This is a genomic window from Pseudomonas aegrilactucae, assembly GCF_019168305.1.
GTDB classification, from domain to species: Bacteria; Pseudomonadota; Gammaproteobacteria; order Pseudomonadales; family Pseudomonadaceae; genus Aquipseudomonas; species Aquipseudomonas aegrilactucae.
This window is the reverse complement of the sequence record NZ_JAHTBI010000102.1, coordinates 1-26812: the sequence shown is the minus strand read 5'-3', so window position 1 is coordinate 26812 and position 26812 is coordinate 1. Positions and strand designations below refer to the sequence as shown.

29 protein-coding genes and 5 tRNA genes are annotated in these 26812 nt (G+C 63.1%); 23 read left to right on the top strand and 11 right to left on the bottom strand.

Features of this window, described 5'->3' with window-relative positions; translation table 11 throughout:
- Nucleotides 1–40: 40 nt before the first annotated feature.
- Nucleotides 41–319 carry a 30S ribosomal protein S20 gene (rpsT, locus tag KUO17_RS23560; RefSeq protein WP_043860304.1) on the bottom strand — a complete coding sequence of 93 codons (279 nt, stop codon included), beginning with the start codon at nt 317–319 and terminating at the stop codon, nt 41–43.
- Nucleotides 320–571: 252 nt separating this feature from the next.
- Between rpsT and murJ the strand changes: the two genes are divergently transcribed.
- From murJ to ispH, 6 genes are all read left to right on the top strand, one after another.
- The gene (gene murJ / locus KUO17_RS23555; protein ID WP_217977981.1) at nt 572–2110 is read left to right on the top strand and encodes a murein biosynthesis integral membrane protein MurJ; all 1539 of its coding nucleotides are present in this window, start codon (nt 572–574) and stop codon (nt 2108–2110) included.
- 118 nt (nt 2111–2228) lie between these two features.
- A complete protein-coding gene (gene ribF, locus KUO17_RS23550; protein ID WP_217977980.1) occupies nt 2229–3179 on the top strand; it encodes a bifunctional riboflavin kinase/FAD synthetase in 951 nt (316 codons plus the stop codon).
- Nucleotides 3176–6007, top strand: coding sequence for an isoleucine--tRNA ligase (ileS, locus tag KUO17_RS23545; RefSeq protein WP_217977979.1), 2832 nt, complete (start codon nt 3176–3178; stop codon nt 6005–6007). Before ribF ends, ileS begins: the two co-directional genes overlap by 4 nt.
- Nucleotides 6000–6515 (top strand): signal peptidase II, encoded by a 516-nt coding sequence (lspA, locus tag KUO17_RS23540; protein ID WP_217977978.1) that lies wholly within the window; start codon nt 6000–6002, stop codon nt 6513–6515. Before ileS ends, lspA begins: the two co-directional genes overlap by 8 nt.
- The gene (locus KUO17_RS23535) at nt 6508–6945 is read left to right on the top strand and encodes an FKBP-type peptidyl-prolyl cis-trans isomerase (protein WP_217977977.1); all 438 of its coding nucleotides are present in this window, start codon (nt 6508–6510) and stop codon (nt 6943–6945) included. Before lspA ends, KUO17_RS23535 begins: the two co-directional genes overlap by 8 nt.
- A 14-nt stretch (nt 6946–6959) precedes the next feature.
- A complete protein-coding gene (ispH, locus tag KUO17_RS23530; RefSeq protein WP_217977976.1) occupies nt 6960–7907 on the top strand; it encodes a 4-hydroxy-3-methylbut-2-enyl diphosphate reductase in 948 nt (315 codons plus the stop codon).
- Here ispH and KUO17_RS23525 read toward each other — a convergent pair.
- Entirely contained in the window at nt 7896–8399 is a 504-nt protein-coding gene (locus tag KUO17_RS23525; RefSeq protein ID WP_217977975.1) for a GspH/FimT family pseudopilin, read from the bottom strand. The two genes, ispH and KUO17_RS23525, sit on opposite strands and share 12 nt — an antisense overlap.
- Nucleotides 8400–8508: 109 nt before the next feature.
- On the opposite strand from KUO17_RS23525, the gene pilV reads away from it, so the two are divergent.
- Genes pilV through thiO form a run of 5 tightly spaced genes read left to right on the top strand, consistent with a single transcriptional unit; the run spans nt 8509 to nt 11609 of the window.
- Entirely contained in the window at nt 8509–8856 is a 348-nt protein-coding gene (pilV, locus tag KUO17_RS23520; RefSeq protein ID WP_217977974.1) for a type IV pilus modification protein PilV, read from the top strand.
- Nucleotides 8853–9557, top strand: coding sequence for a PilW family protein (locus KUO17_RS23515; RefSeq protein ID WP_217977973.1), 705 nt, complete (start codon nt 8853–8855; stop codon nt 9555–9557). Before pilV ends, KUO17_RS23515 begins: the two co-directional genes overlap by 4 nt.
- Nucleotides 9554–10066 (top strand): pilus assembly PilX family protein, encoded by a 513-nt coding sequence (locus tag KUO17_RS23510; protein ID WP_217977972.1) that lies wholly within the window; start codon nt 9554–9556, stop codon nt 10064–10066. Before KUO17_RS23515 ends, KUO17_RS23510 begins: the two co-directional genes overlap by 4 nt.
- A gap of 17 nt (nt 10067–10083) precedes the next feature.
- The gene (locus tag KUO17_RS23505; protein ID WP_217977982.1) at nt 10084–10482 is read left to right on the top strand and encodes a type IV pilin protein; all 399 of its coding nucleotides are present in this window, start codon (nt 10084–10086) and stop codon (nt 10480–10482) included.
- A 29-nt stretch (nt 10483–10511) separates the two neighbouring features.
- Nucleotides 10512–11609 carry a glycine oxidase ThiO gene (gene thiO, locus KUO17_RS23500; protein ID WP_217977971.1) on the top strand — a complete coding sequence of 366 codons (1098 nt, stop codon included), beginning with the start codon at nt 10512–10514 and terminating at the stop codon, nt 11607–11609.
- 14 nt (nt 11610–11623) lie between these two features.
- Here thiO and KUO17_RS23495 read toward each other — a convergent pair whose 3' ends face one another.
- Nucleotides 11624–11860, bottom strand: a complete 237-nt coding sequence (locus tag KUO17_RS23495; RefSeq protein ID WP_217977970.1) for a PP0621 family protein — start codon at nt 11858–11860, stop codon at nt 11624–11626.
- A 97-nt stretch (nt 11861–11957) separates the two neighbouring features.
- Nucleotides 11958–12980 (bottom strand): outer membrane protein assembly factor BamD, encoded by a 1023-nt coding sequence (locus KUO17_RS23490; RefSeq protein WP_217977969.1) that lies wholly within the window; start codon nt 12978–12980, stop codon nt 11958–11960.
- Between the two features lie 151 nt (nt 12981–13131).
- Here KUO17_RS23490 and rluD point away from each other — a divergent pair, with 151 nt between their 5' ends.
- The 7 genes from rluD to KUO17_RS23455 all read left to right on the top strand — a co-directional run bounded on the left by rluD (nt 13132) and on the right by KUO17_RS23455 (nt 18242).
- Nucleotides 13132–14094, top strand: coding sequence for a 23S rRNA pseudouridine(1911/1915/1917) synthase RluD (rluD, locus tag KUO17_RS23485; protein WP_217977968.1), 963 nt, complete (start codon nt 13132–13134; stop codon nt 14092–14094).
- Nucleotides 14091–14831, top strand: coding sequence for a peptidoglycan editing factor PgeF (gene pgeF / locus KUO17_RS23480; protein ID WP_217977967.1), 741 nt, complete (start codon nt 14091–14093; stop codon nt 14829–14831). Before rluD ends, pgeF begins: the two co-directional genes overlap by 4 nt.
- A gap of 125 nt (nt 14832–14956) precedes the next feature.
- Complete coding sequence (gene clpB, locus KUO17_RS23475; protein ID WP_217977966.1) at nt 14957–17521, top strand: ATP-dependent chaperone ClpB; 2565 nt, start codon at nt 14957–14959, stop codon at nt 17519–17521.
- Between the two features lie 302 nt (nt 17522–17823).
- A tRNA-Asn gene (locus KUO17_RS23470) sits at nt 17824–17899 on the top strand.
- Nucleotides 17900–17909: 10 nt separating this feature from the next.
- Nucleotides 17910–17986: transfer RNA gene (locus KUO17_RS23465), tRNA-Pro, on the top strand.
- A gap of 5 nt (nt 17987–17991) precedes the next feature.
- Nucleotides 17992–18067: transfer RNA gene (locus KUO17_RS23460), tRNA-Lys, on the top strand.
- A gap of 98 nt (nt 18068–18165) precedes the next feature.
- Nucleotides 18166–18242 (top strand) — tRNA-Pro (locus KUO17_RS23455).
- Between the two features lie 230 nt (nt 18243–18472).
- Here KUO17_RS23455 and KUO17_RS23450 read toward each other — a convergent pair.
- From KUO17_RS23450 to KUO17_RS23440, 3 genes are all read right to left on the bottom strand, one after another.
- Entirely contained in the window at nt 18473–19768 is a 1296-nt protein-coding gene (locus tag KUO17_RS23450) for an NAD(P)/FAD-dependent oxidoreductase (RefSeq protein WP_217977965.1), read from the bottom strand.
- 90 nt (nt 19769–19858) lie between these two features.
- The gene (locus KUO17_RS23445) at nt 19859–20032 is read right to left on the bottom strand and encodes a DUF3094 family protein (RefSeq protein ID WP_217977964.1); all 174 of its coding nucleotides are present in this window, start codon (nt 20030–20032) and stop codon (nt 19859–19861) included.
- 168 nt (nt 20033–20200) lie between these two features.
- The gene (locus tag KUO17_RS23440) at nt 20201–20830 is read right to left on the bottom strand and encodes a DUF1780 domain-containing protein (RefSeq protein WP_217977963.1); all 630 of its coding nucleotides are present in this window, start codon (nt 20828–20830) and stop codon (nt 20201–20203) included.
- 130 nt (nt 20831–20960) lie between these two features.
- On the opposite strand from KUO17_RS23440, the gene KUO17_RS23435 reads away from it, so the two are divergent.
- Nucleotides 20961–21437 carry a hypothetical protein gene (locus KUO17_RS23435; RefSeq protein ID WP_217977962.1) on the top strand — a complete coding sequence of 159 codons (477 nt, stop codon included), beginning with the start codon at nt 20961–20963 and terminating at the stop codon, nt 21435–21437.
- Nucleotides 21438–21481: 44 nt separating this feature from the next.
- Nucleotides 21482–22195 carry an energy-coupling factor ABC transporter permease gene (locus tag KUO17_RS23430; RefSeq protein ID WP_217977961.1) on the top strand — a complete coding sequence of 238 codons (714 nt, stop codon included), beginning with the start codon at nt 21482–21484 and terminating at the stop codon, nt 22193–22195.
- On the opposite strand, the gene yacG is transcribed toward KUO17_RS23430, so the two are convergent.
- From yacG to KUO17_RS23410, 4 genes are read right to left on the bottom strand one after another with little or no spacing between them, the layout of a single operon-like run.
- Entirely contained in the window at nt 22192–22395 is a 204-nt protein-coding gene (gene yacG / locus KUO17_RS23425) for a DNA gyrase inhibitor YacG (RefSeq protein ID WP_217977960.1), read from the bottom strand. The genes KUO17_RS23430 and yacG overlap by 4 nt on opposite strands.
- Complete coding sequence (gene coaE / locus KUO17_RS23420; protein ID WP_217977959.1) at nt 22392–23015, bottom strand: dephospho-CoA kinase; 624 nt, start codon at nt 23013–23015, stop codon at nt 22392–22394. The genes yacG and coaE overlap by 4 nt, the downstream gene beginning before the upstream one ends.
- Nucleotides 23012–23881, bottom strand: coding sequence for a prepilin peptidase (locus KUO17_RS23415; protein WP_217977958.1), 870 nt, complete (start codon nt 23879–23881; stop codon nt 23012–23014). Before KUO17_RS23415 ends, coaE begins: the two co-directional genes overlap by 4 nt.
- A 2-nt stretch (nt 23882–23883) precedes the next feature.
- Entirely contained in the window at nt 23884–25092 is a 1209-nt protein-coding gene (locus tag KUO17_RS23410) for a type II secretion system F family protein (protein WP_217977957.1), read from the bottom strand.
- Between the two features lie 220 nt (nt 25093–25312).
- Between KUO17_RS23410 and KUO17_RS23405 the strand changes: the two genes are divergently transcribed.
- The 3 genes from KUO17_RS23405 to KUO17_RS23395 all read left to right on the top strand — a co-directional run bounded on the left by KUO17_RS23405 (nt 25313) and on the right by KUO17_RS23395 (nt 26669).
- The gene (locus KUO17_RS23405) at nt 25313–25738 is read left to right on the top strand and encodes a pilin (RefSeq protein WP_217977956.1); all 426 of its coding nucleotides are present in this window, start codon (nt 25313–25315) and stop codon (nt 25736–25738) included.
- A 59-nt stretch (nt 25739–25797) separates the two neighbouring features.
- Nucleotides 25798–25873, top strand: a tRNA-Thr gene (locus KUO17_RS23400).
- A gap of 583 nt (nt 25874–26456) precedes the next feature.
- The gene (locus KUO17_RS23395; RefSeq protein WP_217977955.1) at nt 26457–26669 is read left to right on the top strand and encodes a hypothetical protein; all 213 of its coding nucleotides are present in this window, start codon (nt 26457–26459) and stop codon (nt 26667–26669) included.
- The last annotated feature ends 143 nt before the right edge of the window (nt 26670–26812 follow it).

Sequence of the window (26812 nt, the reverse complement as noted above, 5' to 3'; positions counted from 1 at the left end):
AAAAAACCGACCCTAGGGTCGGTTCTTTAACAAGCGTCGCTTAGGCAGCTGCAGCAATCTTCAGTGCCTTGATGTGGCCATTCAGACGGCCTTTATGGCGAGCAGCCTTGTTCTTGTGGATGATACCTTTATCGGCCATACGGTCGATAACTGGAACAGCCAGGATGTAAGCAGCTTGCGCTTTTTCGGCGTCTTTTGCGTCGATGGCCTTAACTACATTCTTGATGTAGGTACGAACCATGGAACGCAGGCTGGCGTTGTGGCTGCGACGCTTCTCAGCCTGTTTTGCACGTTTTTTGGCGGAAGGTGAGTTGGCCACCGTCGAGCTCCTCGAAAGACTTGGTAAATAGCAAACAAAATAGGCCGCGAATCATGCCGATGAGTTGATCGGTTGTCAAGGGCGCTTGTTAGGTTCCGCTGAGCGGTCGATTCGCTGGAGGGGATGATTCCCTTCTGGCGCATGACCTGTAAACTCGGGAGTTTTTGCTCTGTCTGCTTTGCGCGGCGGAGTATCGCATACTTGGATGCCGTTTAGGCCTCTCCTTCATCCATATGGCATGAAAAACTTTCGATGAATCTCCTCAAGTCTCTGGCCGCGGTCAGTTCCATCACCATGGTGTCGCGTGTGCTGGGCTTTGTCCGCGATACGATCCTGGCGCGAATCTTTGGTGCCGGCGTGGCTACCGATGCCTTCTTCATTGCCTTCAAGCTGCCCAACCTGTTGCGGCGCATCTTTGCCGAAGGTGCATTTTCCCAGGCGTTCGTGCCGATTCTGGCCGAATACAAGAGCCAGCAGGGCGAAGAGGCGACCCGTACCTTCGTGGCTTATGTTGCCGGGCTACTGACCCTGGTATTGGCTGTGGTGACCCTGCTCGGCATACTGGCTGCGCCCTGGGTGGTGTGGGTTACCGCACCGGGCTTTGTCGACAGCGCCGAGAAATTCGAGCTGACCACCGACCTGTTGCGGGTGACCTTTCCTTATATATTGCTGATCTCGCTGTCGTCGCTGGCCGGGGCGATCCTCAATACCTGGAACCGCTTCTCGGTGCCGGCCTTCGTGCCGACGCTGCTCAACGTCGCGATGATCTTTTTCGCGTTGTTCCTCACCCCGTATTTCGATCCACCGGTCATGGCCCTGGGCTGGGCGGTACTGGCCGGTGGCGTGCTGCAGCTGGTGTACCAGCTGCCTCACCTGAAAAAGATCGGCATGCTCGTGCTGCCGCGCCTGAACTTGCGCGACACGGGCGTATGGCGCGTGCTCAAGCAGATGCTGCCGGCCATCCTGGGCGTGTCGGTGAGCCAGATCTCGCTGATCATCAACACCATTTTCGCCTCGTTTCTGGTCGCAGGCTCGGTGTCCTGGATGTACTACGCCGATCGCCTGATGGAGCTGCCCTCTGGCGTGCTGGGCGTGGCCCTTGGCACGATCCTGCTGCCGACCCTGGCCAAGACCTACGCCAACAAGGACCGTCACGAATATTCGCGCATTCTCGACTGGGGCCTGCGCCTGTGTTTCCTGCTGGTGTTGCCTTGTACCTTCGCCCTGGCGATCCTCTCCGAGCCGCTCACGGTTGCGCTGTTCCAGTACGGCAAGTTCACAGCCTTCGACGCCGAAATGACCCAGCGCGCGCTGATCGCCTATTCAGTCGGCCTGCTGGGCATCATCCTGGTCAAGGTGCTCGCGCCGGGCTTCTATGCGCAGCAGAACATCCGTACCCCGGTGAAGATCGCGATCTTCACCCTGATATCGACACAACTGCTCAACCTGGTCTTCATCGGCCACCTGCAGCATGCCGGCCTTGCCCTGGCGATCAGCGTCGGCGCGTGCCTGAACGCCGGCCTGCTGTACTGGAAGTTGCGCCAGCAGAAGCTGTTCGACCCCCAGCCCGGCTGGACGCCTTACCTGCTCAAACTGCTGGTGGCCGTGTTGCTGATGGCCGGCGTACTGGTGGCGGGCATGTGGTACATGCCGCCCTGGGAACAGGGCCACATGCTTGAACGCTTCCTGCGCCTGGGGGCCTTGATCGGCGCCGGCGTGGTGACCTATTTCGGTTGCCTGTACCTGTTTGGATTCCGCCCACGGGACTTCGCCCGCAAGGCGCTGCACTGATGGCTGGCGCGGGTCAGGCGTCGGTTTTGTGCATTCGACGCCCTGGCATCGTGCTGCTGCCTGTCGTCGGCGCCCGGGTGTGGTTATAATCGACCACTTTATGAGCAAGAAGCGCGTTATGCAGCTGGTTCGAGGCCTTCACAACCTTCGCCCCGAGCATCGGGGCTGTGTTGCCACTATCGGCAACTTCGACGGTGTTCACCGTGGCCACCAGGCTATCCTGGCGCGCCTGCGTGAGCGTGCGGTAGAGCTGGGCGTACCCAGCTGCGTGGTGATTTTCGAGCCACAGCCGCGTGAGTACTTTACCCCCGACATCGCGCCCGCGCGCCTGGCGCGCCTGCGTGACAAGGTGGCGCTGCTGGCCGCCGAGGGCGTCGACCGGGTCCTGTGCCTGGCGTTCAACCAGCGCCTGAGCAAGCTCAGCGCCGCCGAGTTCGTCGACACCATCCTGGTCGACGGGCTGGGCGTGCAGCACCTGGAAGTGGGCGACGATTTCCGCTTTGGCTGCGACCGGCTGGGCGATTTCGAGTTCCTGCAGCAGGCCGGGCTGAGCCAGGGCTTTACCGTGGAAGCGGCGCAAACCGTCGAGCTCGATGGCCTGCGGGTCAGCAGCACGCAAGTGCGTGAGGCCCTGGCGCGTGCGGAGTTCGCCGTGGCTGAGCGCCTGCTGGGGCGCCCGTTCCGCATTCGTGGCCGGGTGCTGCATGGGCAGAAGCTGGCGCGCCAGCTCGGTACGCCCACCGCCAACATACAACTCAAGCGTCATCGCGTACCGCTGACTGGGGTCTACCTGGTGAGTGTCGAGCTCGATGGCCAGCGCTGGCCCGGCGTCGCCAATATCGGCGTGCGGCCAACCGTTGCAGGTGATGGCCGAGCCCACCTGGAAGTGCATCTGCTGGATTTTGCCGGCGATTTATATGGCCGGCGTCTGACGGTGGAATTCCACCACAAGCTGCGCGATGAGCAGCGATTCGCCTCCCTGGAGGCGCTGAAGTCGGCGATCGATGCGGATATCGCCGCCGCACGTGCCCATTGGCACGGTCAACCGCTAACGAAGAGCCTGAAATGACCGACTATAAAGCCACGCTAAACCTTCCGGACACCGCCTTCCCGATGAAGGCCGGCCTGCCACAGCGCGAACCGCAGATCCTGCAGCGCTGGGACAGCATTGGCCTGTACCAGAAGCTGCGCGAAATTGGCAAGGATCGTCCGAAGTTCGTGCTGCACGACGGCCCGCCCTATGCCAACGGCAAGATCCACATCGGTCACGCGCTCAACAAGATTCTCAAGGACATGATCCTGCGCTCCAAAACCCTGTCCGGCTTCGATGCGCCGTATGTACCGGGTTGGGACTGCCATGGCCTGCCGATCGAGCACAAGGTCGAAGTGACCCACGGCAAGCACCTGACCGCGGACAAGACCCGTGAGCTGTGCCGTGCCTACGCCGCCGAGCAGATCGAAGGCCAGAAGAAGGAATTCATTCGCCTGGGCGTACTGGGTGAGTGGGACAACCCCTACAAGACCATGAACTTCAGCAACGAGGCCGGTGAAATCCGCGCCCTGGCCGAAATGGTCAAGCACGGCTTCGTGTTCAAGGGCCTCAAACCTGTGAACTGGTGCTTCGATTGCGGCTCGGCGCTGGCCGAAGCGGAAGTCGAATACGCCGACAAGAAGTCGCAGACCATCGATGTCGCCTTCACCGTGGCCGATGAAGCCAGGCTTGCCCAGGCCTTCGGCCTGTCGGCGCTGGCCAAGCCTGCCGCCATCGTGATCTGGACCACCACCCCGTGGACCATCCCGGCCAACCAGGCGCTGAACGTGCACCCCGAGTTCAAGTACGCCCTGGTCGATGTCGGCGACAAGTTGCTGGTATTGGCCGAAGAACTGGTCGAAGCCTGCCTGAAGCGCTACTCGCTGGAAGGTTCGGTGATCGCCACCGCACCGGGCTCGGCGCTGGAACTGATCAACTTCCGTCACCCGTTGTACGACCGCCTGTCGCCAGTCTACCTGGCCGAATACGTCGAACTGGGCGCCGGCACTGGCGTGGTCCACTCGGCGCCGGCCTACGGTGAAGACGACTTCGTGACCTGCAAGCGCTACGGCATGGTCAACGACGACATCCTCACCCCGGTACAGAGCAACGGTGTGTACGTCGATTCGCTGGAATTTTTCGGCGGCCAGTTCATCTGGAAGGCTAACCCGCACATCGTCGACAAGCTCGCCGAAGTCGGCGCGCTGATGTTCACCGACACCATCAGCCACAGCTACATGCACTGCTGGCGCCACAAGACCCCGCTGATCTACCGCGCCACCGCGCAGTGGTTCGTGGGCATGGACAAGCAGCCTGACAGCGGCGACACCCTGCGCAAGCGTGCCATCAGTGCCATCGAGCAGACCAAGTTCGTCCCGGCCTGGGGCCAGGCGCGCCTGCACTCGATGATCGCCAACCGCCCGGACTGGTGCATCTCGCGTCAGCGCAACTGGGGCGTGCCGATCCCGTTCTTCCTGCACAAGCAGACCGGCGAGTTGCACCCGCGCACCGTCGAGCTGATGGAAGAAGTGGCCCAGCGCGTCGAACAGGAAGGCATCGAAGCCTGGTTCAAGATGGACGCCGCCGAACTGCTCGGTGACGAAGCCGCGCAGTACGACAAGATCGCCGACACCCTCGACGTCTGGTTCGACTCCGGTACCACTCACTGGCACGTACTGCGTGGCTCGCACAACATCGGCCACGACAGCGGCCCGCGTGCCGACCTGTACCTGGAAGGTTCCGACCAGCACCGCGGCTGGTTCCATTCCTCGCTGCTGACCGGCTGCGCCATCGACAACCACGCGCCGTACCGCGAGCTGCTGACCCACGGCTTCACCGTGGACGAGAACGGCCGCAAGATGTCCAAGTCGCTGGGCAACACCATCGAGCCGCAGAAGGTCAACGACACCCTGGGTGCCGACATCATGCGCCTGTGGGTATCGGCGACCGACTACTCCGGCGAGATGGCCGTGTCCGAGCAGATCCTGCAACGCAGCGCCGACGCCTACCGGCGTATCCGCAACACCGCGCGCTTCCTGCTCTCCAACCTGTCCGGCTTCGACCCGGCCCGCGACCTGCTGCCGGCCGAAGACATGCTGGCACTGGACCGCTGGGCTGTGGACCGTACCCTGCTGCTGCAGCGCGAGCTGGAAGAGCACTACGGCGAGTACCGGTTCTGGAACGTCTACTCCAAGATCCACAACTTCTGCGTGCAGGAGCTGGGTGGTTTCTACCTCGACATCATCAAGGACCGCCAGTACACCACTGGCGCCAACAGCGTCGCGCGTCGTTCGTGCCAGAGCGCGCTGTACCACATCAGCGAAGCGCTGGTGCGCTGGATCGCGCCGATCCTGGCGTTCACCGCCGACGAGCTGTGGCAGTACCTGCCGGGCGAGCGCAACGAGTCGGTCATGCTCAACACCTGGTACCAGGGCCTGACCGAGCTGCCTGAAGGCATTGAGCTGGACCGCGCCTACTGGGACCGCGTGATGGCCGTGAAAGCTGCCGTCAACAAGGAGCTGGAGAACCAGCGTGCGGCCAAGGCCATCGGTGGCAACCTGCAAGCCGAAGTCACCCTGTTCGCCGACGAGGCCTTGAGCACCGACTTGAACAAGCTGGGCAACGAACTGCGCTTCGTGCTGATCACCTCGGCCGCCAGTGTGGCGCCGTTCGTCGAGGCCCCCGCCGATGCCGTGGTCACCGACGTGGCCGGCCTCAAGCTCAAGGTGGTCAAGTCCGGCCACGCCAAGTGCGGCCGCTGCTGGCACTTCCGTGCGGACGTGGGTGTGAACCCGGAGCATCCGGAAATCTGCGAGCGTTGCGTCGACAACATCAGTGGCAAAGGCGAGGTGCGTCACTATGCCTAACCCCAACGTGGGGCGCTTCGGGCGCCTCGCCTGGCTGTGGCTGAGCCTGCTGGTACTGGTCCTGGACCAGGCCAGCAAGCACTACTTCGAAGGTGCGCTGAGCCTGTACCAGCAGATCGTGGTCATCCCCGACTACTTCAGCTGGACCCTGGCCTACAACACCGGTGCGGCCTTCAGCTTCCTGGCCGACAGCTCGGGCTGGCAACGCTGGCTGTTCGCCCTGATCGCCCTGGTGGTCAGTGCGGTGCTGGTGGTGTGGCTCAAGCGCCTGGGGCGCAACGAGACCTGGCTGGCAATCGCCCTGGCCCTGGTGCTGGGCGGCGCGCTGGGCAACCTGTACGACCGGATCGTGCTCGGCCATGTGGTCGACTTCATCCTGGTGCACTGGCAGAACCGCTGGTACTTCCCGGCCTTCAACCTGGCCGACAGTGCCATCAGCGTAGGCGCGGTGATGCTGGCGCTGGATATGTTCAAGAGCAAAAAGTCCGGAGAGCCCGTGCATGACTGATACCCGTATTGGCCAGAACACCGAAGTCACCCTGCACTTCGCGTTGCACCTGGAAAACGGCGATACCGTCGACAGCACCTTCGAGAAGGCACCGGCGGTGTTCAAGGTGGGCGACGGCAACCTGCTGCCAGGGTTCGAAGCCGCGATCTTCGGCTTCAAGGCCGGTGACAGGCGCACCGTCAGCGTGCCGCCGGAGAACGCCTTCGGCCAGCCCAACCCGCAGAACGTGCAGATCATTCCCCGCTCGCAGTTCCAGGACATGGACCTGTCCGAAGGCCTGCTGGTGATTTTCAACGACGCGGCCAACGCCGAGTTGCCTGGCGTAGTGAAGGCATTCGATGATGCGCAAGTGACCATCGACTTCAATCACCCGCTGTCCGGCAAGACCCTGAACTTCGAGGTGGAAATCCTCGCGGTCAAGGCCCTTTGAGCCAGGAGTCAGCCATGCAGATCAAACTCGCCAACCCCCGCGGCTTCTGTGCCGGCGTGGACCGGGCGATCGAAATCGTCAACCGTGCCCTCGAGGTGTTCGGCCCACCGATCTATGTGCGTCACGAAGTGGTGCACAACAAGTTCGTGGTCGAAGACCTGCGCGCGCGCGGGGCGATCTTCGTCGAAGAGCTCGACCAGGTGCCCAACGACGTCATCGTCATCTTCAGCGCCCACGGCGTTTCCCAGGCCGTGCGCCAGGAGGCAGCGGGGCGTGGCCTGAAGGTGTTCGATGCGACCTGTCCGCTGGTGACCAAGGTGCACATCGAGGTGGCCAAGTACAGCCGCGATGGCAAGGAATGCATCCTGATCGGCCACGAAGGTCACCCGGAAGTCGAAGGCACCATGGGCCAGTACGACGCCAGCAATGGCGGTTCGATCTACCTGGTCGAGGATGAAGAGGATGTCGCCAGCCTGCAGGTGCGCGACCCTGAACGTCTGGCCTTCGTGACCCAGACCACCTTGTCGATGGACGACACCAGCCGGGTCATCGATGCGCTGCGTTCGCGCTTCCCGAGCATCGGCGGGCCGCGCAAGGACGACATCTGCTACGCCACCCAGAACCGCCAGGACGCGGTCAAGCAACTGGCGGACGAATGCGATGTGGTGTTGGTAGTGGGCAGCCCGAACAGCTCCAACTCCAACCGCCTGCGCGAGCTGGCCGAGCGCATGGCCACCCCGGCCTACCTCATCGATGGCGCCGAAGACCTGCAACGCAGCTGGTTCGACGGTGTGGCGCAGGTTGGCATTACCGCCGGTGCCTCGGCCCCTGAAGTGCTGGTGCGTGGCGTGATCGCCCAGTTGCGCGAATGGGGCGCCACCGGTGCCGAAGAGCTCGATGGCCGCGAAGAGAACGTCACCTTCTCGATGCCCAAAGAGCTGCGTGTGCGTTCACTGATCTGAGTGGGTAGCCGCGCACAGCGGCTCCTCGCTGGCGGTACGGCGCATGCTGACCCGTCCGGTGCGTGACAGCACTACCTGATACAGGCTGCGCTGACCGGGGCCTTCGCATACATGCAGGGTCCCGGCCTGGAACCCTCCCGATTGCTCCGGTACACCCAGCCCGCCAAAGCGAAGCTGGCGTGCCAGCGGCTGATTGCCTACTACGCGTATCTGCCCGCTGGCGCGGTACTCCTGCAGCACGCCTTCTTCTTCGGTGCCCATGCGCCATCCGTTGCTCCAGTTCCCGTCGATTGCCACCAGGCTGACTGGTCCGTTGCGCAGCAACGCTTCGCTGCGGGCGCTGCGCAGCGCCTGGGCCAGGTGTTGCGCCACGGCTTGACGCTGTAGGTCGCTGCTCATGGCGGTGTAGGCCGGAACCCCGATCTGCACCAGCACGCCTAGCAGTGCCAGCGCGTAAAGCAGTTGAATCAGTGTTACGCCTTGTTGCGCCATCGTGCATCCCTCCCTGGAAGTGCTTCTCTATAGGTTCGGCGTCGCACTGGCAGGCGTCCAGTCAGCCGGGGCGGCAAGTACACGGGGAAATTTCGCAGGAGGCGAACCCATGACAAGGAACGTGGAACGGGGCATGACCCTGATCGAGGTGCTGGTGGCATTGGTGGTGATGTCACTGGGAGTGTTCACGGCAGCCGCGCTGCAAGGGCGGGCGTTGTATGCCACCGACGGTGCCTTGCGCACCACCCAGGCGTTGTTGCTGGCTCAGGAGGTGCTGGAGCGGGTGCGCGCGGCGGGCAGGCTGGGCGCAGGCGAGGGCGCGCAACTGCAACGCGATCTGCAGGCAGTGGCCGGCGCGTCGGCGCAGGCCCGTGTCACTCAGGCGGGCGATGGCATTGCCCTCGACCTGCACTGGCCAGAAGGCGCGTTGGTGATCCGTGGGCGGGTGGCGCCATGAGGCGTGCTGCGGGCTTCGGCCTGGTAGAGGTATTGCTGGCGCTGAGCCTTGGCCTGTTGCTGCTGCTGGCTGGCAGCCGCCTGTTTGTGGCCGTATTGCACAGTTGGCAGGCCCAGGCCGTGGCGGCGCAGTTGCAGGAGGATGCGCGGCTTGCCTTGCAGCGCATGGCGCGCGACATTCGCATGGCCGGCGCTTTCGGTTGCCTGCGACGCGAGGCGATCAGCTTTGCCGACCCGGCGATTGCCGCCGTGTTTGCGCTGCCGTTAAGCATAAGTCTGGAGCCCGATGGCAATTTGCGCAGCCTGAGCCTGGTCGGTGCACAGAGCGGCGATACCGGCAGCCCGTCGAACTGGACGCTGGTGACCGACTGCGTGCTTGCTGCACGCGCCTATGCGGGCAAGCACCTGCCGGCGCCGGATGAGTTTGCCTTGCCGATTCACCGGCAGGTGTATCAGGTGGTTGCCGGGCAGTTGCGGTTGAGCAGTGGCAGTACCCAGGCAGTGCTGGTGGATAACGTTCACCGCGTGAGCGTGGATTTTGGCGTGGCCGATGCTGCTGGCCAGGTGGTCTATGTGGTGGCGGCGCCCGACCCCGCAAGAATCCGCAGTATCCGCATCCGCCTGACGCTGGCAGATCCGCAGCAGCGCGTACGCGCGCAGACCTATCACCTGGTGGCTGCTGTGCGTAGCCGTGTGCCATGAAAACGCAGGGCGGCATGGTGCTGCTGGTGAGCCTGGTACTGATGCTGCTGTTGGCCTTGCTGGGCATGTCGGCGCTGCATGGCGCAACCTTGCAGGCGCGCATGACGGGCAACCTGGAGGCAGCCTTGCAGGCGTTCGAGTCCGCCGAGGCGACGCTGCGGGCGGGGGAGGCGCGCGTGCTCGCGGGGCATGCCCCGCCCTTGCCCTGCGTGTACTGCCTGCCACCGCCAGAGGCCGCGCAGGTACGTGCTGGCGGGGTGCATGCGGGGGGAGGTGCCAGCTCCGGCCTGGCCTGGCAGGTGTACGAGCGCGGCTTCTACCTGATCCAGCCCCTGGGCGAGAGCAACCGCGCCGCGCATATGCCTGACGGCCTGCCCGTGCGCTTGTATCGCATCACTGCGGTGGGCAGGCAGCGGCAGGCACGGGTGGTGCTCGAGAGCGTACATGCACAGCCGCTGGCGCCGGGCGAACAGGCTGCGCGACGCATTCTGTGGCGGCAGATCCTGTGAGGCGCCGGGGCGTGCTGATGCACGAGCTGGGGTTGAGCCTGATCGAACTGTTGATTGTCGTCGCCGTGGTCGGCATTCTGGCGGGCATTGCCTACCCCAGTTACACCGACACGGTGAAAAGTGCCGCGCGCATCGAGGTGGCCGGGATGCTGTTCGAGAGTGCGCAGCAACTGGAGCGTCACCGGGCACGTACCGGTGAATATGCCGACAGCGATACCGTGACGACCCCGCTGCCATCCGGTACGCGCCACTACAGCCTGCATGCCAGCCGTGAGGCCGAGCGCTTCAGCCTGGTGGCCAGGCGCCGCGCCGAAGGGCTGATGGCCGCGGACCTGTGTGGCGACTTCGAACTCGACCACCGGGGGGTACAGGGCAACCCGCACGGTGATGCAGGGCAGGGGTGCTGGGGCAACTGAAGTCTTTCATTCGGGTACTGGATCAACAGATGACCAAGCAAGTAGTGATTGTCGGCGGTGGGGTGATTGGCCTGCTGACTGCGTTCAACCTGGCGGCGGATGTCGCGCAGGTGGTGGTATGCGACAAGAGCGCAGTCGGCCAGGAGTCCTCCTGGGCCGGGGGTGGGATTGTCTCGCCGCTGTACCCGTGGCGCTACAGCCCGGCGGTCACCGCACTGGCGCATTGGTCGCAGGACTTTTATCCACAGCTGGGCGAGCGCTTGTTCAGCGCGACCGGGGTAGACCCCGAAGTGCATGTTACCGGCTTGTACTGGCTTGACCTGGACGACGAGGCCGACGCTTTGGCCTGGGCAGCGCGCGAGGGGCGGCCATTGAGCGCGGTCGACATCGCCCAGGCCTATGCCGCCGTACCGGCACTGGGCCCGGGCTTCGAGCGCGCCATCTACATGGCGGGTGTCGCCAACGTGCGCAACCCGCGGCTGGTCAAGTCGCTGAAGGCGGCGTTGCAGGCATTGCCCAACGTCACGCTGCGCGAGCATTGCGAGATCACCGGTTTCAGCCGCGAAGGCGGTCGCATCAGTGGCGTTGAAACCACCGAGGGCCCGATCCTGGCCGACCAGGTGGTGCTGACCGCGGGTGCCTGGAGTGGCGATCTGCTGCACCTGCTGGGGCTGGAATTGCCGGTGGAGCCGGTCAAGGGGCAGATGATTCTGTTCAAGTGCGCGGACGATTTTTTGCCGAGCATGGTGCTGGCCAAGGGGCGTTATGCCATCCCGAGGCGCGATGGACATGTGCTGGTGGGCAGCACGCTGGAGCACGCAGGCTATGACAAGACCCCGACCGGGGACGCGCTGGTCAGCCTGAAGGCATCTGCGGTCGAGCTGTTGCCGGCGCTTGCGGATGCCACGCCGGTGGGGCATTGGGCGGGGCTGCGGCCGGGCTCGCCGCAAGGCATCCCCTATATTGGCGAGGTGCCGGGGTACGCCGGGCTGTGGTTGAACTGCGGCCACTACCGCAATGGTCTGGTGCTGGCGCCGGCATCGTGCCAGTTGTTTGCCGACCTGCTGCTGGGTCGCACGCCAATCATCGACCCTGCGCCCTATGCGCCAGCGGGTCGATTGGCCTGACCCGCAAGGGGCGCTCAGCCTTGGCGATTATCCCCAGGCCCCTGCTCCAGGTGCGCCGGGCTGCAGAACCACAGCTGCCCGCGGTGCAAGGCGCGATCACTGGGCAAATGCACGCCGCAATGGGCGCACCGCACCATTTTCAGCGGGTCATCGAGGGGCGGGCGATTATCGGCGCTGTTGCTGGCCTTGAACTTGCGCCACAACCAGAACGCAGCGGCAATCAGGGCAATCCAGAAAAGTAGGCGAACCATGGTGTCCAGCTTTGTCGAATGAAGAGCCCCCAGTTTAGGGCCTGGCAATAAAAAAGGGAGGCCCTTGGCCTCCCTTTATCTTTGCTGATACGCGGTATCAGTCGAATACGCCAAAGGTCATGTAGCTGAACCAGGAGCGGTCTTGGTTATTGCCTTCGGCGTCGTGATTCTCTTCCTCGATCACATCGCCATTTTCGTCTTTAGGCTGCAGTTCGTCGGGAATCGCGTCCTTGGCATCCTGGTACTGCTTCTGCACGTCCTGGTTGGCGCGGGTTTCGCCCGGCGGCAGCGGCGTTGCAGTCTCGATCAGGCCCAGGGTGGCCTTGGACAGCCACGAGCGGTTGTCCGCTTCGTCCTGCTGCGGCACGAACTGGCCATCGACCAGGCTCGGGTGATCGGGGTAGTTGAGCTTCAGGGTTTCCAGGCTGGTGGCCGCCAGGTCGTCCAGGTGCAGGCGCATGTAGGCTTCGGTCATCACCGCCAGGCCGTCGCCGACCGATGGGGTTTCCTGGAAGTTCTCCACCACGTAACGACCCCGGTTGGCTGCTGCTACATAGGCCTGACGGGTCAGGTAGTAATCGGCCACGTGGATCTCGTAGGACGCCAGCAGGTTGCGCAGGTAGATCATGCGCTGCTTGGCGTCAGGCGCGTAGCGGCTGTTGGGGAAGCGGCTGGTGAGCTGGGCGAACTCGTTGTACGAGTCACGCGCAGCGCCCGGGTCGCGCTTGGTCATGTCCAGCGGCAGGAAGCGCGCGAGCAGGCCACGGTCCTGGTCGAACGAGGTCAGGCCCTTGAGGTAGTAGGCGTAGTCGACGTTCGGGTGCTGCGGGTGCAGGCGGATGAACCGCTCGGCAGCCGACTTGGCAGCCTCGGGCTCGGCGTTCTTGTAGTTCGCGAAGATCAGCTCCAGCTGCGCCTGGTCGGCATAGCGGCCGAACGGGTAACGCGACTCCAGCGCCTTGAGCTTGGCAGTGGCGCTGGTATAGCTGTGGTTGTCCAGGTCGGCCTGCGCCTGCTGGTACAGCTCGGTTTCGCTGAGGTTTTCGTCGACGACTTCCTTCGAAGAACAAGCAGCAGTGAGTCCGAGGATGGCGATCAGCAGCAGGTGTTTCACTTGCATGGCGGCTTGCGTCCCTATGACGGCTGCTGTCTTGGGCGAGGCCGTCCTGTTATGATGAGCACCCCGGTTGGAACCCTCGGGGCAAAAGACGCCGTATTTAACCACAAGCGTGCAGCCGAAACCAAAGGCTGTGCCTCCGCCTGATTCGAGCATGTCCGAGAAAATTGAACTTCGCGCAGAGGTACCGTCCGAATTGGGCGGGCAACGCCTCGACCAAGTCGCTGCCCAACTGTTTGCCGAGCACTCACGCTCGCGCCTGTCCGCCTGGATCAAAGAAGGCCTACTGACCGTCGACGGCAACGTCGTGCGTCCTCGCGACATCGTCCACGGTGGTGCATTGCTGGCGCTGGATGCCGAGCAGGAGGCCCAGGGCGAATGGGTCGCGCAGGACATCGAACTGGATATCGTCTACGAAGACGACCACATCCTGGTCATCAACAAGCCGGCCGGGCTTGTGGTGCACCCGGCGGCGGGCCATGCCGACGGCACCCTGCTCAATGCCCTGCTGCACCACGTGCCCGACATCATCAATGTGCCGCGTGCCGGTATCGTGCACCGCCTGGACAAGGACACCACCGGTCTGATGGTGGTGGCCAAGACCATTCAGGCGCAGACCCAGCTGGTTTCTCAGCTGCAGAGCCGCAGTGTCAGCCGCATCTATGAATGCATCGTGATCGGCGTAGTGACCGCGGGCGGCAAGATCAACGCCCCGATCGGCCGCCACGGCCAGCAGCGCCAGCGCATGGCGGTGATGGAGGGTGGCAAGCAGGCCGTCAGCCACTACCGTGTGCTCGAGCGCTTCCGCTCGCACACCCACGTGCGCGTCAAGCTGGAAACCGGGCGTACCCACCAGATCCGCGTACACATGGCCCACGTCAACTTCCCGTTGGTTGGCGACCCGGTGTACGGCGGGCGCTTCCGCATCCCGCCAGCGGCCAGCGTGACCATGGTCGACGCACTCAAGACTTTCCCGCGCCAGGCCCTGCATGCACGCTTCCTGGAGCTGGATCATCCGGTGACCGGCGAGCGCATGGGCTGGGAATCCTCCCTGCCGGATGACTTCGTCTGGCTGCTGTCGCTGCTCAAGCAGGACCGCGAGGCCTTCGTCGGATGAGTGAGCTGACGCCCGACCTGCTGACCCCCGACTGGCCTGCGCCAGCCTGGGTCAAGGCGTGCGTCACCACCCGCGGCGGGGGCGTGAGCCTTGCGCCCTACGAGGCCTTGAACCTGGGCGACCACGTCGGCGATGCGCCGGCCGCGGTGGCCGAGAACCGCCGCCGTCTTACCGATACCTTCGCCATTCAGCCCGCCTGGCTCAAGCAGGTCCATGGGCTGGTGGTAGCGCACGCCGACCCGTCGCAGATCGCCGAAGCGGACGCCAGCTGGACCGCTACCCCCGGTATCGCCTGCACGGTGATGACCGCCGATTGCCTGCCCGTGCTGTTCTGTGACCGCGCAGGTACCCGTGTTGGCGCGGCGCATGCCGGCTGGCGCGGGCTGGTGGGCGGCGTGCTGGAAGCCACGCTGGACAGCCTGTGCGTACCCGCGCAGGACGTGCTGGTATGGTTGGGGCCGGCCATCGGCCCGCAGGCGTTTGAAGTGGGCAGTGAAGTGCGCGACGCCTTCATGACCGTTCATCCGGAAAGTGCCGATGCCTTCGTGCCGGGTACCCAGCCGGGCAAATTCCTCGCCGATATCTATGCCCTGGCCCGCATTCGCCTGGCCGCACGTGGCGTGACTGCCGTGTATGGTGGTGGTTTTTGCACCGTCACCGACCCTCGCTTCTACTCCTTCCGCCGCAACCCCGTCACCGGGCGCCAGGCCTCGCTGGTGTGGCTGGCCGCGCGCTGACCTGGATCAAGCCCGCTACGCTTGAATCTTCCACAATCACCCTTATCTATAGGGGTATCTCAGGCAGGTTTTTCTTCATCAGGTGTGTCCATCGCTCCGGCCTGCCCATCAAAGGAAGGTAACTTATGCGTATAGACCGTTTGACCAGCAAGTTGCAGCTGGCGTTATCCGACTCCCAATCCCTGGCGGTGGGCATGGACCACCCCGCAATCGAGCCTGCGCACCTGATGCAGGCACTGCTCGACCAGCAGGGTGGCTCGATCAAGCCGCTGCTGATGCAGGTGGGCTTCGACGTCAACAGCCTGCGCAAGGCCTTGGGCAAAGAGCTCGACCAGCTACCGAAAATCCAGAACCCTACCGGCGACGTGAACATGTCGCAGGACCTGGCGCGCCTGCTCAACCAGGCCGACCGCCTGGCCCAGCAGAAGGGCGACCAGTTCATCTCCAGCGAACTCGTGCTGTTGGCGGCCATGGACGAAAACAGCAAGCTGGGCAAGTTGCTGCTTGGCCAGGGCGTAAGCAAGAAAGCCCTGGAAAACGCCATCAGCAACCTGCGCGGTGGCGAAGCCGTCAATGACCCCAATGCCGAGGAGTCGCGCCAAGCCCTGGACAAGTACACCGTCGACCTGACCAAGCGTGCCGAAGACGGCAAGCTCGACCCTGTGATCGGCCGTGACGACGAGATCCGCCGTACCATCCAGGTGCTGCAGCGCCGTACCAAGAACAACCCGGTGCTGATCGGTGAGCCTGGCGTGGGTAAAACCGCCATCGCCGAAGGCCTGGCCCAGCGCATCATCAATGGCGAAGTGCCCGACGGCCTCAAGGGCAAGCGCCTGCTGTCGCTGGACATGGGGGCACTGATTGCTGGCGCCAAGTTCCGCGGCGAGTTCGAAGAGCGCCTCAAAGGCCTGCTCAATGAATTGTCCAAGCAGGAAGGCCAGATCATCCTGTTCATCGACGAGTTGCACACCATGGTCGGCGCCGGCAAGGGCGAAGGCTCGATGGACGCCGGCAACATGCTCAAGCCTGCGCTGGCGCGCGGCGAGCTGCATTGCGTCGGTGCCACCACGCTGAACGAATACCGCCAGTACATAGAGAAGGACGCCGCGCTCGAGCGTCGTTTCCAGAAGGTATTGGTGGAAGAGCCCAGCGAAGAAGACACCATCGCCATCCTGCGGGGCCTCAAGGAGCGTTACGAGGTGCACCACAAGGTGGCCATCACCGACGGCGCGATCATTGCCGCGGCCAAGCTCAGCCACCGCTACATTACCGATCGTCAGTTGCCCGACAAGGCCATCGACCTGATCGACGAGGCAGCCAGCCGCATCCGCATGGAGATCGACTCCAAGCCTGAGGTGCTCGACCGCCTGGAACGTCGCCTGATCCAGTTGAAGGTGGAATCCCAGGCCCTGAAGAAAGAAGACGACGAGGCCGCCCTCAAGCGCCTCGAGAAGCTGACCGAGGAAATCGTGCGGCTGGAGCGTGAATACGCCGACCTGGAAGAAATCTGGACCTCGGAGAAAGCCGAAGTGCAGGGTTCTGCGCAGATCCAGCAAAAGATCGAGCAGTCGCGCCAGGAGCTCGAAGCGGCACGCCGCAAGGGCGACCTCAGCCGCATGGCCGAGCTGCAGTACGGGGTGATCCCGGACCTGGAGCGCAGCCTGCAGATGGTCGACCAGCACGGCAAGGCCGAGAACCAGCTGCTGCGCAACAAGGTGACCGAGGAAGAGATCGCCGAAGTGGTCAGCAAGTGGACCGGTATCCCGGTGGCCAAGATGCTCGAAGGCGAGCGTGAAAAGCTGCTGAGCATGGAAAGCCTGTTGCACCAGCGCGTGATCGGCCAGGAAGAGGCCGTGGTGGCCGTCTCCAATGCGGTGCGTCGTTCGCGTGCCGGCTTGTCCGACCCTAACCGGCCAAGTGGTTCATTCCTGTTCCTGGGCCCGACCGGCGTGGGCAAGACCGAGCTGTGCAAGGCGCTGGCGGAGTTTCTGTTCGACACCGAGGAGGCCATGGTGCGTATCGACATGTCCGAGTTCATGGAGAAGCACTCCGTGGCGCGGCTGATCGGTGCACCGCCAGGCTATGTGGGCTACGAGGAGGGCGGTTACCTCACCGAGGCGGTGCGTCGCAAGCCGTATGCCGTGGTGCTGCTGGATGAGGTCGAGAAGGCCCACCCGGACGTGTTCAACGTGTTGCTGCAGGTGCTTGAAGACGGTCGTCTTACGGACAGCCATGGGCGTACGGTAGATTTTCGCAATACCGTGATCGTGATGACCTCCAACCTGGGCTCGGCACAGATCCAGGAGCTGGTGGGTGATCGCGAGGCGCAGCGGGCTGCGGTGATGGACGCAGTGGGGGCGCACTTCCGTCCCGAGTTCGTCAACCGTATCGACGAGGTGGTGGTGTTCGAGCCGCTGGGCCGCGACCAGATTGCCGGCATTACCCAGATCCAGCTGACACGCCTGCTCAGCCGTCTGGCCGAGCGCGACCTGAGCCTGGAGCTGAGCCCCGAGGCGTTGGACAAGCTGATCGCGGTCGGTTACGACCCGGTGTACGGTGCACGGCCGCTGAAACGGGCGATCCAGCGCTGGATCGAAAACCCGCTGGCACAGCTGATTCTGTCCGGTCGCTTCATTCCTGGCACCCGCATTACCGCCAGGCTTGAGGGCGAAGAGATCGTGTTTGCCTGAGTTTTCGGCGGGTTACGCGAAGGCCTCGAATTTCGAGGCCTTTTTTCTTTGCATTTTGCTTCGAGTGCTTGTAAAGTGCGCCCCGCTGTATGTCACCCCGCAGGTTTCCGGCAGAAGTGGGAATCTGAAAAAAAGTTGCAAATCAGTATGTTGAATGCAAATTAAGGGTTGACAAGGGTTTTGAAAGTTGTAGAATAGCGCGCCTCAGAGACATGAACGCAGCGATGCACAAGGTCGAAGGGTTCGAAGCGGTAGTGATACAGTTTTCGAAATTGCAGTACGTTGTAATTGAAATTGATAGTTCCGCGATAGCTCAGTCGGTAGAGCAAATGACTGTTAATCATTGGGTCCCAGGTTCGAGTCCTGGTCGCGGAGCCAAATTTCAAACCGGGGTATAGCGCAGTCCGGTAGCGCGCCTGCTTTGGGAGCAGGATGTCAGGAGTTCGAATCCCCTTACCCCGACCATTTTTGGGTCGTTAGCTCAGTTGGTAGAGCAGTTGGCTTTTAACCAATTGGTCGTAGGTTCGAATCCCACACGACCCACCATTTTTGAACCCGGTTCGCTGGGTTTGAATCTTAAAAGGTTGGAACGCCCTTAGCGTCCAGCCGTAAAAAAGGCACCTTAACCGGTGTCTTTTTTTTACCGGGGTATAGCGCAGTCCGGTAGCGCGCCTGCTTTGGGAGCAGGATGTCAGGAGTTCGAATCCCCTTACCCCGACCATCTTCAGAAAAAAAGGCACCTTGCAAAGGGTGCCTTTTTTTTGTCTGTGGTTTTTGTCTGTTTGCACTGGTGGGCGCTTCTGGCCGACAGGCCGTGGGAGCTGGCTTGCCAGCGAACTGGCGCGCAGCGGCAGCAAAACCGGTACCCGCGGTACACCTGGAGGGATAGGAAGCGCGCAATAACGTCAGCCACCCCCTGCCTTGCGCAGGGGGGGGCGTGCATCTACCGCATCAGTGCAGCTTCAAGCGTGGCTCGGTACCGCGCCCGATACGGCTGCCCAGCATCAGCATCAACGTACGGAAGGTGCCATACAGCGCCATCTGGTGCATGCGGTACAGCGACACATAGAACATCCGCGCCAGCCAGCCTTCCAGCATCACGCTGCCGGTCAGGTTGCCCATCAGGTTGCCCACTGCCGAGAAGCGCGACAGTGATACCAGCGAGCCGTAGTCACGGTACGCGTAGGTCGGCAGCGTCTTGCCTTCCAAGCGCGCTTTCAGCCCCTTGGCCAGCAACGATGCCTGCTGGTGCGCCGCCTGGGCGCGTGGCGGCACATTGCGGTCACTGCCTGGCTGCGGGCACGCGGCGCAATCACCAAACGCGAAAATGTCATCGTCCAGGGTGGTCTGCAGCGTCGGTCGCACCACCAACTGGTTGATGCGGTTGGTTTCCAGGCCGTCGATATCCTTCAGGAAACCCGGTGCACGAATACCGGCCGCCCATACTTTCAGGCTGGCATGGATCACCTCGCCATTGGCAGTCTTGAGCGTGTCTGCGTTCACTTCGCTGACCGAGGCATTGGTCAGCACCGTCACGCCCAGCTTTTCCAGGGTCTTGTGCACCGGCACGCTGATGCGCTCGGGCAGGGCAGGCAACACCCGCGGCCCGGCTTCGATCAGGGTGATCTGCATGTCCTTGGGCTGAATGCGGTCCAGCCCATAGGCGGCCAGTTCATGGGCCGCATGGTGCAGTTCGGCCGCCAGCTCCACGCCTGTGGCACCAGCACCCACGATCGCTACGCTGATCTTCTCGCTGGCCAGGTCCCCCGCGTGCGCACGCAGGTAATGGTTGAGCAGTTGCTGGTGGAAGCGCTCGGCCTGCTTGCGGGTGTCCAGGAACAGGCAGTGCTGCGCCGCACCCAGGGTGCCGAAGTCGTTGGTGTTGCTGCCGACCGCAATCACCAGCGTGTCGTATGCCAGGGTGCGCGCCGGCAACAGCTCGCGACCGTCTTCATCCAGGGTGGCGGCCAGTTGGATCTGCTTGGTCGCCCGCTCCAGGCCGCTCATGCGCCCGAGCTGGAACTGGAAGTGGTTCCACTTGGCCTGCGCCACATAGTTGAGCTCGTCTTCGGACGAGTTCAGCGAGCCGGCCGCCACTTCGTGCAGCAGCGGCTTCCAGATGTGCGTCAGGTTGGCGTCGACCAGGGTAATGGCGGCCGTGCCACGCTTGCCCAGGGTCTTACCCAGGCGGGTCGCCAGTTCCAGGCCGCCGGCGCCGCCGCCGACAATCACGATACGGTGAGTCATGGGGATATCTCATAAGGTTTACGGAATTCGGGGGCAGGTCCTGAGTGGCCGGCCGCGCAGGGCGGACGGTTCGGGCGAGCGCAAGGCAGCTCATAGCACCAGGTAACTCAGGAGGCGGCTCAACAGGCCAAGGCTGATGGTCACGACCACCACCAGCACAAGGAGCAGCCACGGCCGGAAAGGCTTGCGCTCGACTTGGTGTTGGGGGGCACGCAGGTAGTCATCGACTCGTCGCTGGTCTTCGGGATTCAGGCGGCTGGTCATGGAGGCCTCGTCAGGTAGACGCATGTGACTGCGGGAACGCTACAGTGTTCACTGTAGTCGGTCGCTTGGGGCTTACCTGGGATCGTGAGGCGGTGGTGACCGCTAATGATTGCGCTTTGTATCACCGGCGTCGGATTTTATCCATCCTGTGTTTGTAGGGGCTTTGCCTCACAGGCTGATGCCCACGTCGAAAACGATGCTGCGGCCCAGGTTGGCGCGCAGAAAGTCCGGCGCGTCGGGATGTGCGAACAGCACGCGCGCAAAAGTCGGGCCCACCAGCGACAGCGAACGCCAGCCCTGGCGCAGGTATTCGGTGGGCGGTGGAAAGTGGCTGTTGAGGTCCAGCACTTCACGCTTGAGGCTGGCGAAGGCAATGATGTCCAGCTCGCCCAGCTCCAGGTTGCGTTCACGGTAGTTGTGCGATTTTTTACGCAGGGTCGGCGCCAGGCGTTGCAGCAGTTCCTGTGCGCTGATGCGTCGGGGGCGGGCTTCGCGGCGCACCAGTTGCGCGAGGGAAAACGCGCTGCGCCGACGTTGCAGCTCTTCACGCCATTCGTCGTTGAGCCGGCGCCCTTCATCGAGCACGAAAAACACCTCGAAGGCCGCATCGCGAAACAGCACGTCGGGCGGTTCCTGGCCGGCAGCGGTGAAGTCTTCGCTGCGGTAGGGGATGTTCAGGCCTTGCAGCAGGCGCTGGCAGACCCAACGCTCGCGCTCCCATTTGCGGGCATTGGAGAGAAACGCATTGGCTTGTTCGGCCTGAATGGTAAGCAGGCGAAGGTAGTCTGAGTCATCCATGGGTCAAGCTTAGCGCTCAAATCATGACAATGCCGAATTCCTCATCGCTCATCCTTGAGCGCTATGTGGCTGAAAGATATGCCCTAGAATGGCGCCATCGATTGGTTGGCGACTCCATCAGGGAAGACTCATGAGCGTTGTGAACATGCCCACCATTGTCGGCTCGGGCACTTTTCTGGCAGGCGTGGTGGTGTACGGGCTGGTCATGCTGTTCGCGCCGGTACCCACGCTGCCTGAGGGCACGCCCGACGGCCTGTACGTGCAACTGGCCGAGCACGACGCCAGGTACTACGCCTTGTCGTTCTACAAAAAGCAGGAGGGCGAGCGGCTGGAGCAGAAAAAATCCGGCACCTACTCCAACATCCAGGTGCTCGATGCCATGCCGGGTGTGCAGTCGCTGGTGGTCGAATTCGCCGATGCGCGCGCGTGCTACGGCGCTACCGCTACGTTGTCGGTGGGCCAGGGCGTCGCCAGCCTGGCGCAGTTGCAGCGCAACCCCAGCTGCGAGTTGCCCGAGTGGCTGGTCGAAGGCGCCAGCTTCAAGATCCTGCCCGCCCCTCGTGACGAAGACGAAGAGCCGACTACGGCCACAACCGAGGCCAGCTGAACCCGCCACATCGGCGTGTAGAATGTCAGCCAGGGTGCTGGCGCATGGTACAGAAGGGGTACAAGCCCGTGATTGGCGCGCAAGTGTTATCGGATCAAAGCCTCGTGCTCGGCTGGCTCGGCTACGTGCCGCTGCTGCTGTGGGCGATGTGGCGTACCTCGTGGGTCGAGCTGTTTGCCGACAGGCGGCGCCAGCACCTGATGTTCGGCACCATGTTCGCGCTGTTTGCACTGTGGCTGGTGCGACGCGACTTCGACACCGGGGTCTCGTACCACTTCATCGGCATGACCGCCGTGACCTTGCTGCTGGATTGGCCGCTGGCGATTGTCGGGGCGCTGGTCGCGCAAGTCGGGCTGGTGGCACTGGGTCGTCAGGACCTTGCGGCGATGGGCGTGAATGGCCTGCTGCTGATCGGCCTGCCGGTGTTGGTGACGCAAGTGTGCGCAATGCTGGTGGAGCGTGCGCAGCCCAGGAACCTGTTCGTGTACATCTTCTTTTCGGGCTTTTTCGCCGCCGCGCTGTCGGCACTGCTGTGCCTGGGGGCAAGCCTGGGGCTGCTGTGGCTGGACGGGCGCTTCGCGATGCCGGAATGGCTATCGGACTTTATCGGCTACCTGTGGCTGATCATCTTTCCCGAGGCCTTCATCAACGGCATGGTGATCAGTGCGCTGGTGGTGTTCTGCCCCGAGTGGCTGGAGACCTTCAACCGGACCCGCTACCTGCAGGCCCCGTGGAAGGATGACGAACCGCGCGCTTAATGTTCGCGCGGGTTGAAGTCCCCGGAAAACAGCTCGTCTTCGGCATCTGGCGCCACCGGGATCTTGTGCTCCTCGGACGCCCACGCCCCCAGGTCGATCAGTTTGCAACGGTCGGAGCAGAACGGCCGTTGGGTGTTGGCTGCGTTCCATTCAACAGGGGCGCCACAGGTCGGGCAGTCTACGGTCAGGGGTTGGCTCATGCTTGGCCTCCACGCAAAGTCAGGTAAAAGTGATGCAGGCGGTCGACCTCCGAGTGCAGCCAGGCCAGGTCGCGGTCGTTGACCAGCACGTCGTGCGCGTGGCGCAGGCGCTCTTCGCGGCTGGTCTGCGCCTTGAGAATGGCCTGCACCTGTTCGGCGCTGGTCTGGTCGCGCTGCAGGGTGCGTTCAATCTGCAAGGCCTGCGGGGCATCGATCACCAGCAGGCGCTGGCACCGCTTGTATTGCCCCGACTCGATCATCAGCGGTGAAACGAACACCGCGTACGGCGACTCGGCCTTGGCCAGGTAGCTGAAAATCTCCTGGCCGATCAGCGGGTGCAGCAGGGCTTCGACCCAGCGGCGTTGCTCCGGGTCACTGAAAATCAGCTGGCGCAGGGCAGCTCGGTCCAATTGACCGTCGCTTTGCAGCACGCCGGGGCCGAAGCGTTCGACGATGCTGGCCAGCGCCGGCCGGCCAGGTTCGACCACCCAGCGCGCGGCCTGATCGGCGTCCACCAGGTGCACGCCCAGCTCGATGAAGCGTTGCGCTGCAGCGCTCTTGCCGCTGCCGATGCCACCGGTGAGGCCGAGAATCCAGGGGGTGAAGGCGGGTGTGGTCATTGCAGTCCGGCAAATTGCAGATAGGAAGTGGTTATTTGACCACCCCAGAGCAGTGCGATCCAGCCCGCAATGGCCAGATAGGGACCAAAGGGTATCGGCGTACTGGCTTGCTGGCCGCGCAGGCGCAGCAGCACCAGGCCGAGCAGGGCGCCCACCAGCGACGCCAGCAGCAGCGTCAACGGCAAGATCTGCCAGCCGCCCCAGGCACCGAGCATGGCCAGCAGCTTGAAGTCGCCGTAGCCCATGCCTTCCTTGCCGGTGACCAGCTTGAACAGCCAGTACACCGTCCACAGGCTCAGGTAACCAGCGACCGCGCCCCACAGCGCCTGGTCCAGCGGCACGAACAGCTCGAAGGCGTTAAGGATCAACCCCAACCACAGCAGCGGCAGTACGAGCACATCGGGCAGCAACTGGTGCTGGATATCGATCAGGCTCATGGCCAGCAGCCCCCAGCTCAGCAGCATGAAGGCCGCCGCGTTGGCGCTGAAGCCGAAATGCCAGGCCGCGAAAAGGCTCAGGCCGGCGCTGGCCACCTCCACCAGGGGGTAGCGCGCACTGATCGGCGCCTTGCAGGCCGAGCAGCGCCCGCGCAGGCACAGGTAACTGAGCACCGGGATGTTCTCCCACGCGCGGATACGGTGATGGCAGTGCGGGCAATGCGAGTGCGGCAGCATCAGGTCGAAGCGCGGTTCGGGCGGGTCGGGCAGCGCCAGCGCTTCGCGTGCTTCACTGCGCCATTGGCGCTCCAGCATCAGTGGCAGGCGGTGCACCAGCACATTGATGAAGCTGCCCACGATCAGGCCCAGCAGCAGGGCGCAGCACAGGTAGGCCAGCGGTTGGCTGGCCAGAGTTTCGAACAGGTCCATATTCAGATCACATCGCCCAGCTGGAAGATCGGCAGGTACATGGCGATCACCAGGCTTCCCACCACCAGCCCGAGAATCAGCACGATCACCGGTTCCAGCAAGCTGGCCAGGGCGTCGAGCAGATGGTCGATGGCGGTTTCATGGTGGCTGGCAATCCTGTCGAGCATATCGTCGAGCGTGCCGGATGTCTCGCCAATGGCGCACATCTGCACGCACAGCGTTGGGAACAGCGGGTTGCTGCGCATGGCACTGCTCAGTGACAGGCCGCTGCCGATGTCCTGGCGCAGGCGCAGTGCGGCCTGCTCGTACAGCGCATTGCCGCAGGCGGCGGCCACCGGGCCCAAGGCTTCGGTGAGCGGCACGCCGGCGCTGAACGAGGTCGCCAGCGTGCGAGAAAACCGCGCCAGTGCGGCGTGTTCCAGCAATGGGCCGGCAATCGGCAGCTTGAGCCCCATGCGCAGCGCCCACAGGCGCACGGCGGGCTGGCGCTGGTAAAGGCGCTGCACGCCGAACCCCAGGCCCACTGCGCCCGCGAACACCAGCAACAGGTGTTGCCCCAGCCAGTCGGCCAGTTGAATGACCGCCAGGGTAAACCCCGGTAGTTGCGCCCCGAAGCCTGCGAACATCACCTGAAACTGCGGCACCACCTTGAGCAGCAACAGGCACGCCACGCTCAGCCCTACCAGCAGTACCAGCGCGGGATAGATCATGGCTTTTTTAAGCCGCGCACGCAGTGCCTGACGCTTCTCCTGCAGGGTGGCCAACTGATCGAGCAGGCTGTCCAGACGCCCGGACTGTTCGCCCACCGCCACCAGATTGCAATACAGCGGGTCGAAATGGCGGGGGTGCTTGCGCAGCGCATCGGCCATGCCGCAGCCGGCCGCGATATCGGCCTTGAGGGTGACGATCAGGCTGCGCAGGTGCGGGTGCTTGCAGCCTTCGACGATGATATCCAGCCCTTGCAGCAGCGGTATTCCTGCCTTGAACAGGGTGGCCAGCTGGCGGCTGAACTGCGCCAGCTCCTGCGTACCCAGCGTGGCGGGCAGGCGCAGGGTGAGGGTGTGGGCGGGGTTGACCTGCGTGGGGCGGATACCGCGGTTGCGCAACAGCGCCTTGATCAACGCGGGGCTCTGCCCGCTGCAGTGGCCGCTGATGGGCGTGCCGCTGCGGTCGATACCTTGCCAGGCGTAGTTACGTGTCTTCAGTCTCATCGCTACATCCTTGTGGCGTTGGGTGGGCACAAACCCCGTAACAGCTTGGGGGCGGGTAGGCCGGGCACTGCGGCCCGGTGCCCACTAGAGTAGTCGAGCACGCTGCTCGGCCAAGCCGGCGCAGGGTGACAAAAGGTGTCTGTTCGGGCTTACTGGCGCGCTTGTCGGCCGGCGGGTTCCGGGCCGTGATTGTGTGTTTTTGCGAGAGGGGAAAATGTCCATGAAAGGGCAGCGCGGTATTACGTTGATCGAATTGATGATCGTGGTGGCGATCATCGGCATCCTGGCGACCATTGCCATGCCGATGTACACCAACCACCAGGCGCGGGCCAAGGCCACGGCCGGGTTGGCCGAGGTATCGGCGTTGAAGACCGCCTTCGAGGTGCGCATCAACCAGGGCGGCGACGTGGCCGATGTGGCGGCGCTGGGCGGGCAGGCGAGCACGGCCAATTGCACCTTGAGTGCATCCGGCGTGGCGGCTACGGGTGTGGGCAGCATTGCGTGCGTATTGGTGGATGCGCCGGCCCCGGTGCTGGGCAAGACCCTCACCTTGAACCGCTCGGCCACGGGCTGGGCGTGCAGCACCGACATCGAGGCCGACCTGGCCCCGGCGGGGTGCACCTCGACGCAGGCGGGCAATGAGTAATAGCTGTTGATAAACAGTGATTTGCGAAACCGTGGCGGCAGTGGTAGCGTTGTCGCCACGCCGGTGTAGCTCAGTCGGTAGAGCAGCGCACTCGTAACGCGAAGGTCGCAGGTTCGATTCCTGTCTCCGGCACCAGAGTAGAATTTCAGGCAGCCTGTGGCTGCTTATGAAGCACCCGACAAAGCCCGCCTAGTGCGGGCTTTGTCTGCTCAACTGCCAACATCCCGGCATGTCCAAGTTTGTAGGAATTTATCTCTCAGTCTTCTTTCCCTCAGGATTTTCGGAAATTTCCGCCTGCCGTAGCCATTGCGGAGCAATCCCTATGGGGATAACTTCCTCTGGTCGCAGCAAAATCTGCGACTAGGTGTAGGAACCTGCTGGTAAACTTGGCGCATGCACTAGGCGCCCCAATCACTACGGCTGGCGCTTTTTTGCGTTTTCTGTGATGTGTTATGGCGGCTGTGTGTGGGCAGGCTTCGGCTTGGCCGGGTTCCAAGTTTCCCGGTATTCCTACCCCATACACAGCTGCCACCCAATCCCGTAGGAAGGATCGTGGTAGCCCCAAACTCAAAACTTGGAGTCTCATGCATGCTTATTCGCATTCTGAGCAGGATCCTCGCATTCGCTCTCCGCCGCCGTACGCCGCCGGTGTCTTCCTCTCATTTTTCCCACCCCATCCATACGCAAGCTCATTCCATGTGGGAAGGCAGGCATCCCCATGATTGATCAGGAACGCTTGTCCGTCATCCAGAGCTATGCTTGGACCCTCGAGTTACTCGGTGAAGCGCTTGTTCAGCATGACGAGGTGTTGGAGTGTGAGCACAATCCGCAACTGAGCTTTCGTAACACGGCGGGTATCCATCAGGCGATTCGGGTGATCAGCCGGTTAGCGAGTGAGCAATGTGGAAAGTTGCTTAAGCCCGAAGATTAGATGCCGGGTGATAGTGATTTAAGAAAGTTTGGCTACACCCTTGAAAATAGCGCTGCTCCACACGTTCCCCTCGGGAAACTCCGATCCAGTCAGTGCTACCTGTGTTGACTAGATCGGAGTTTCCCTATGGATGGCTCGAAAGC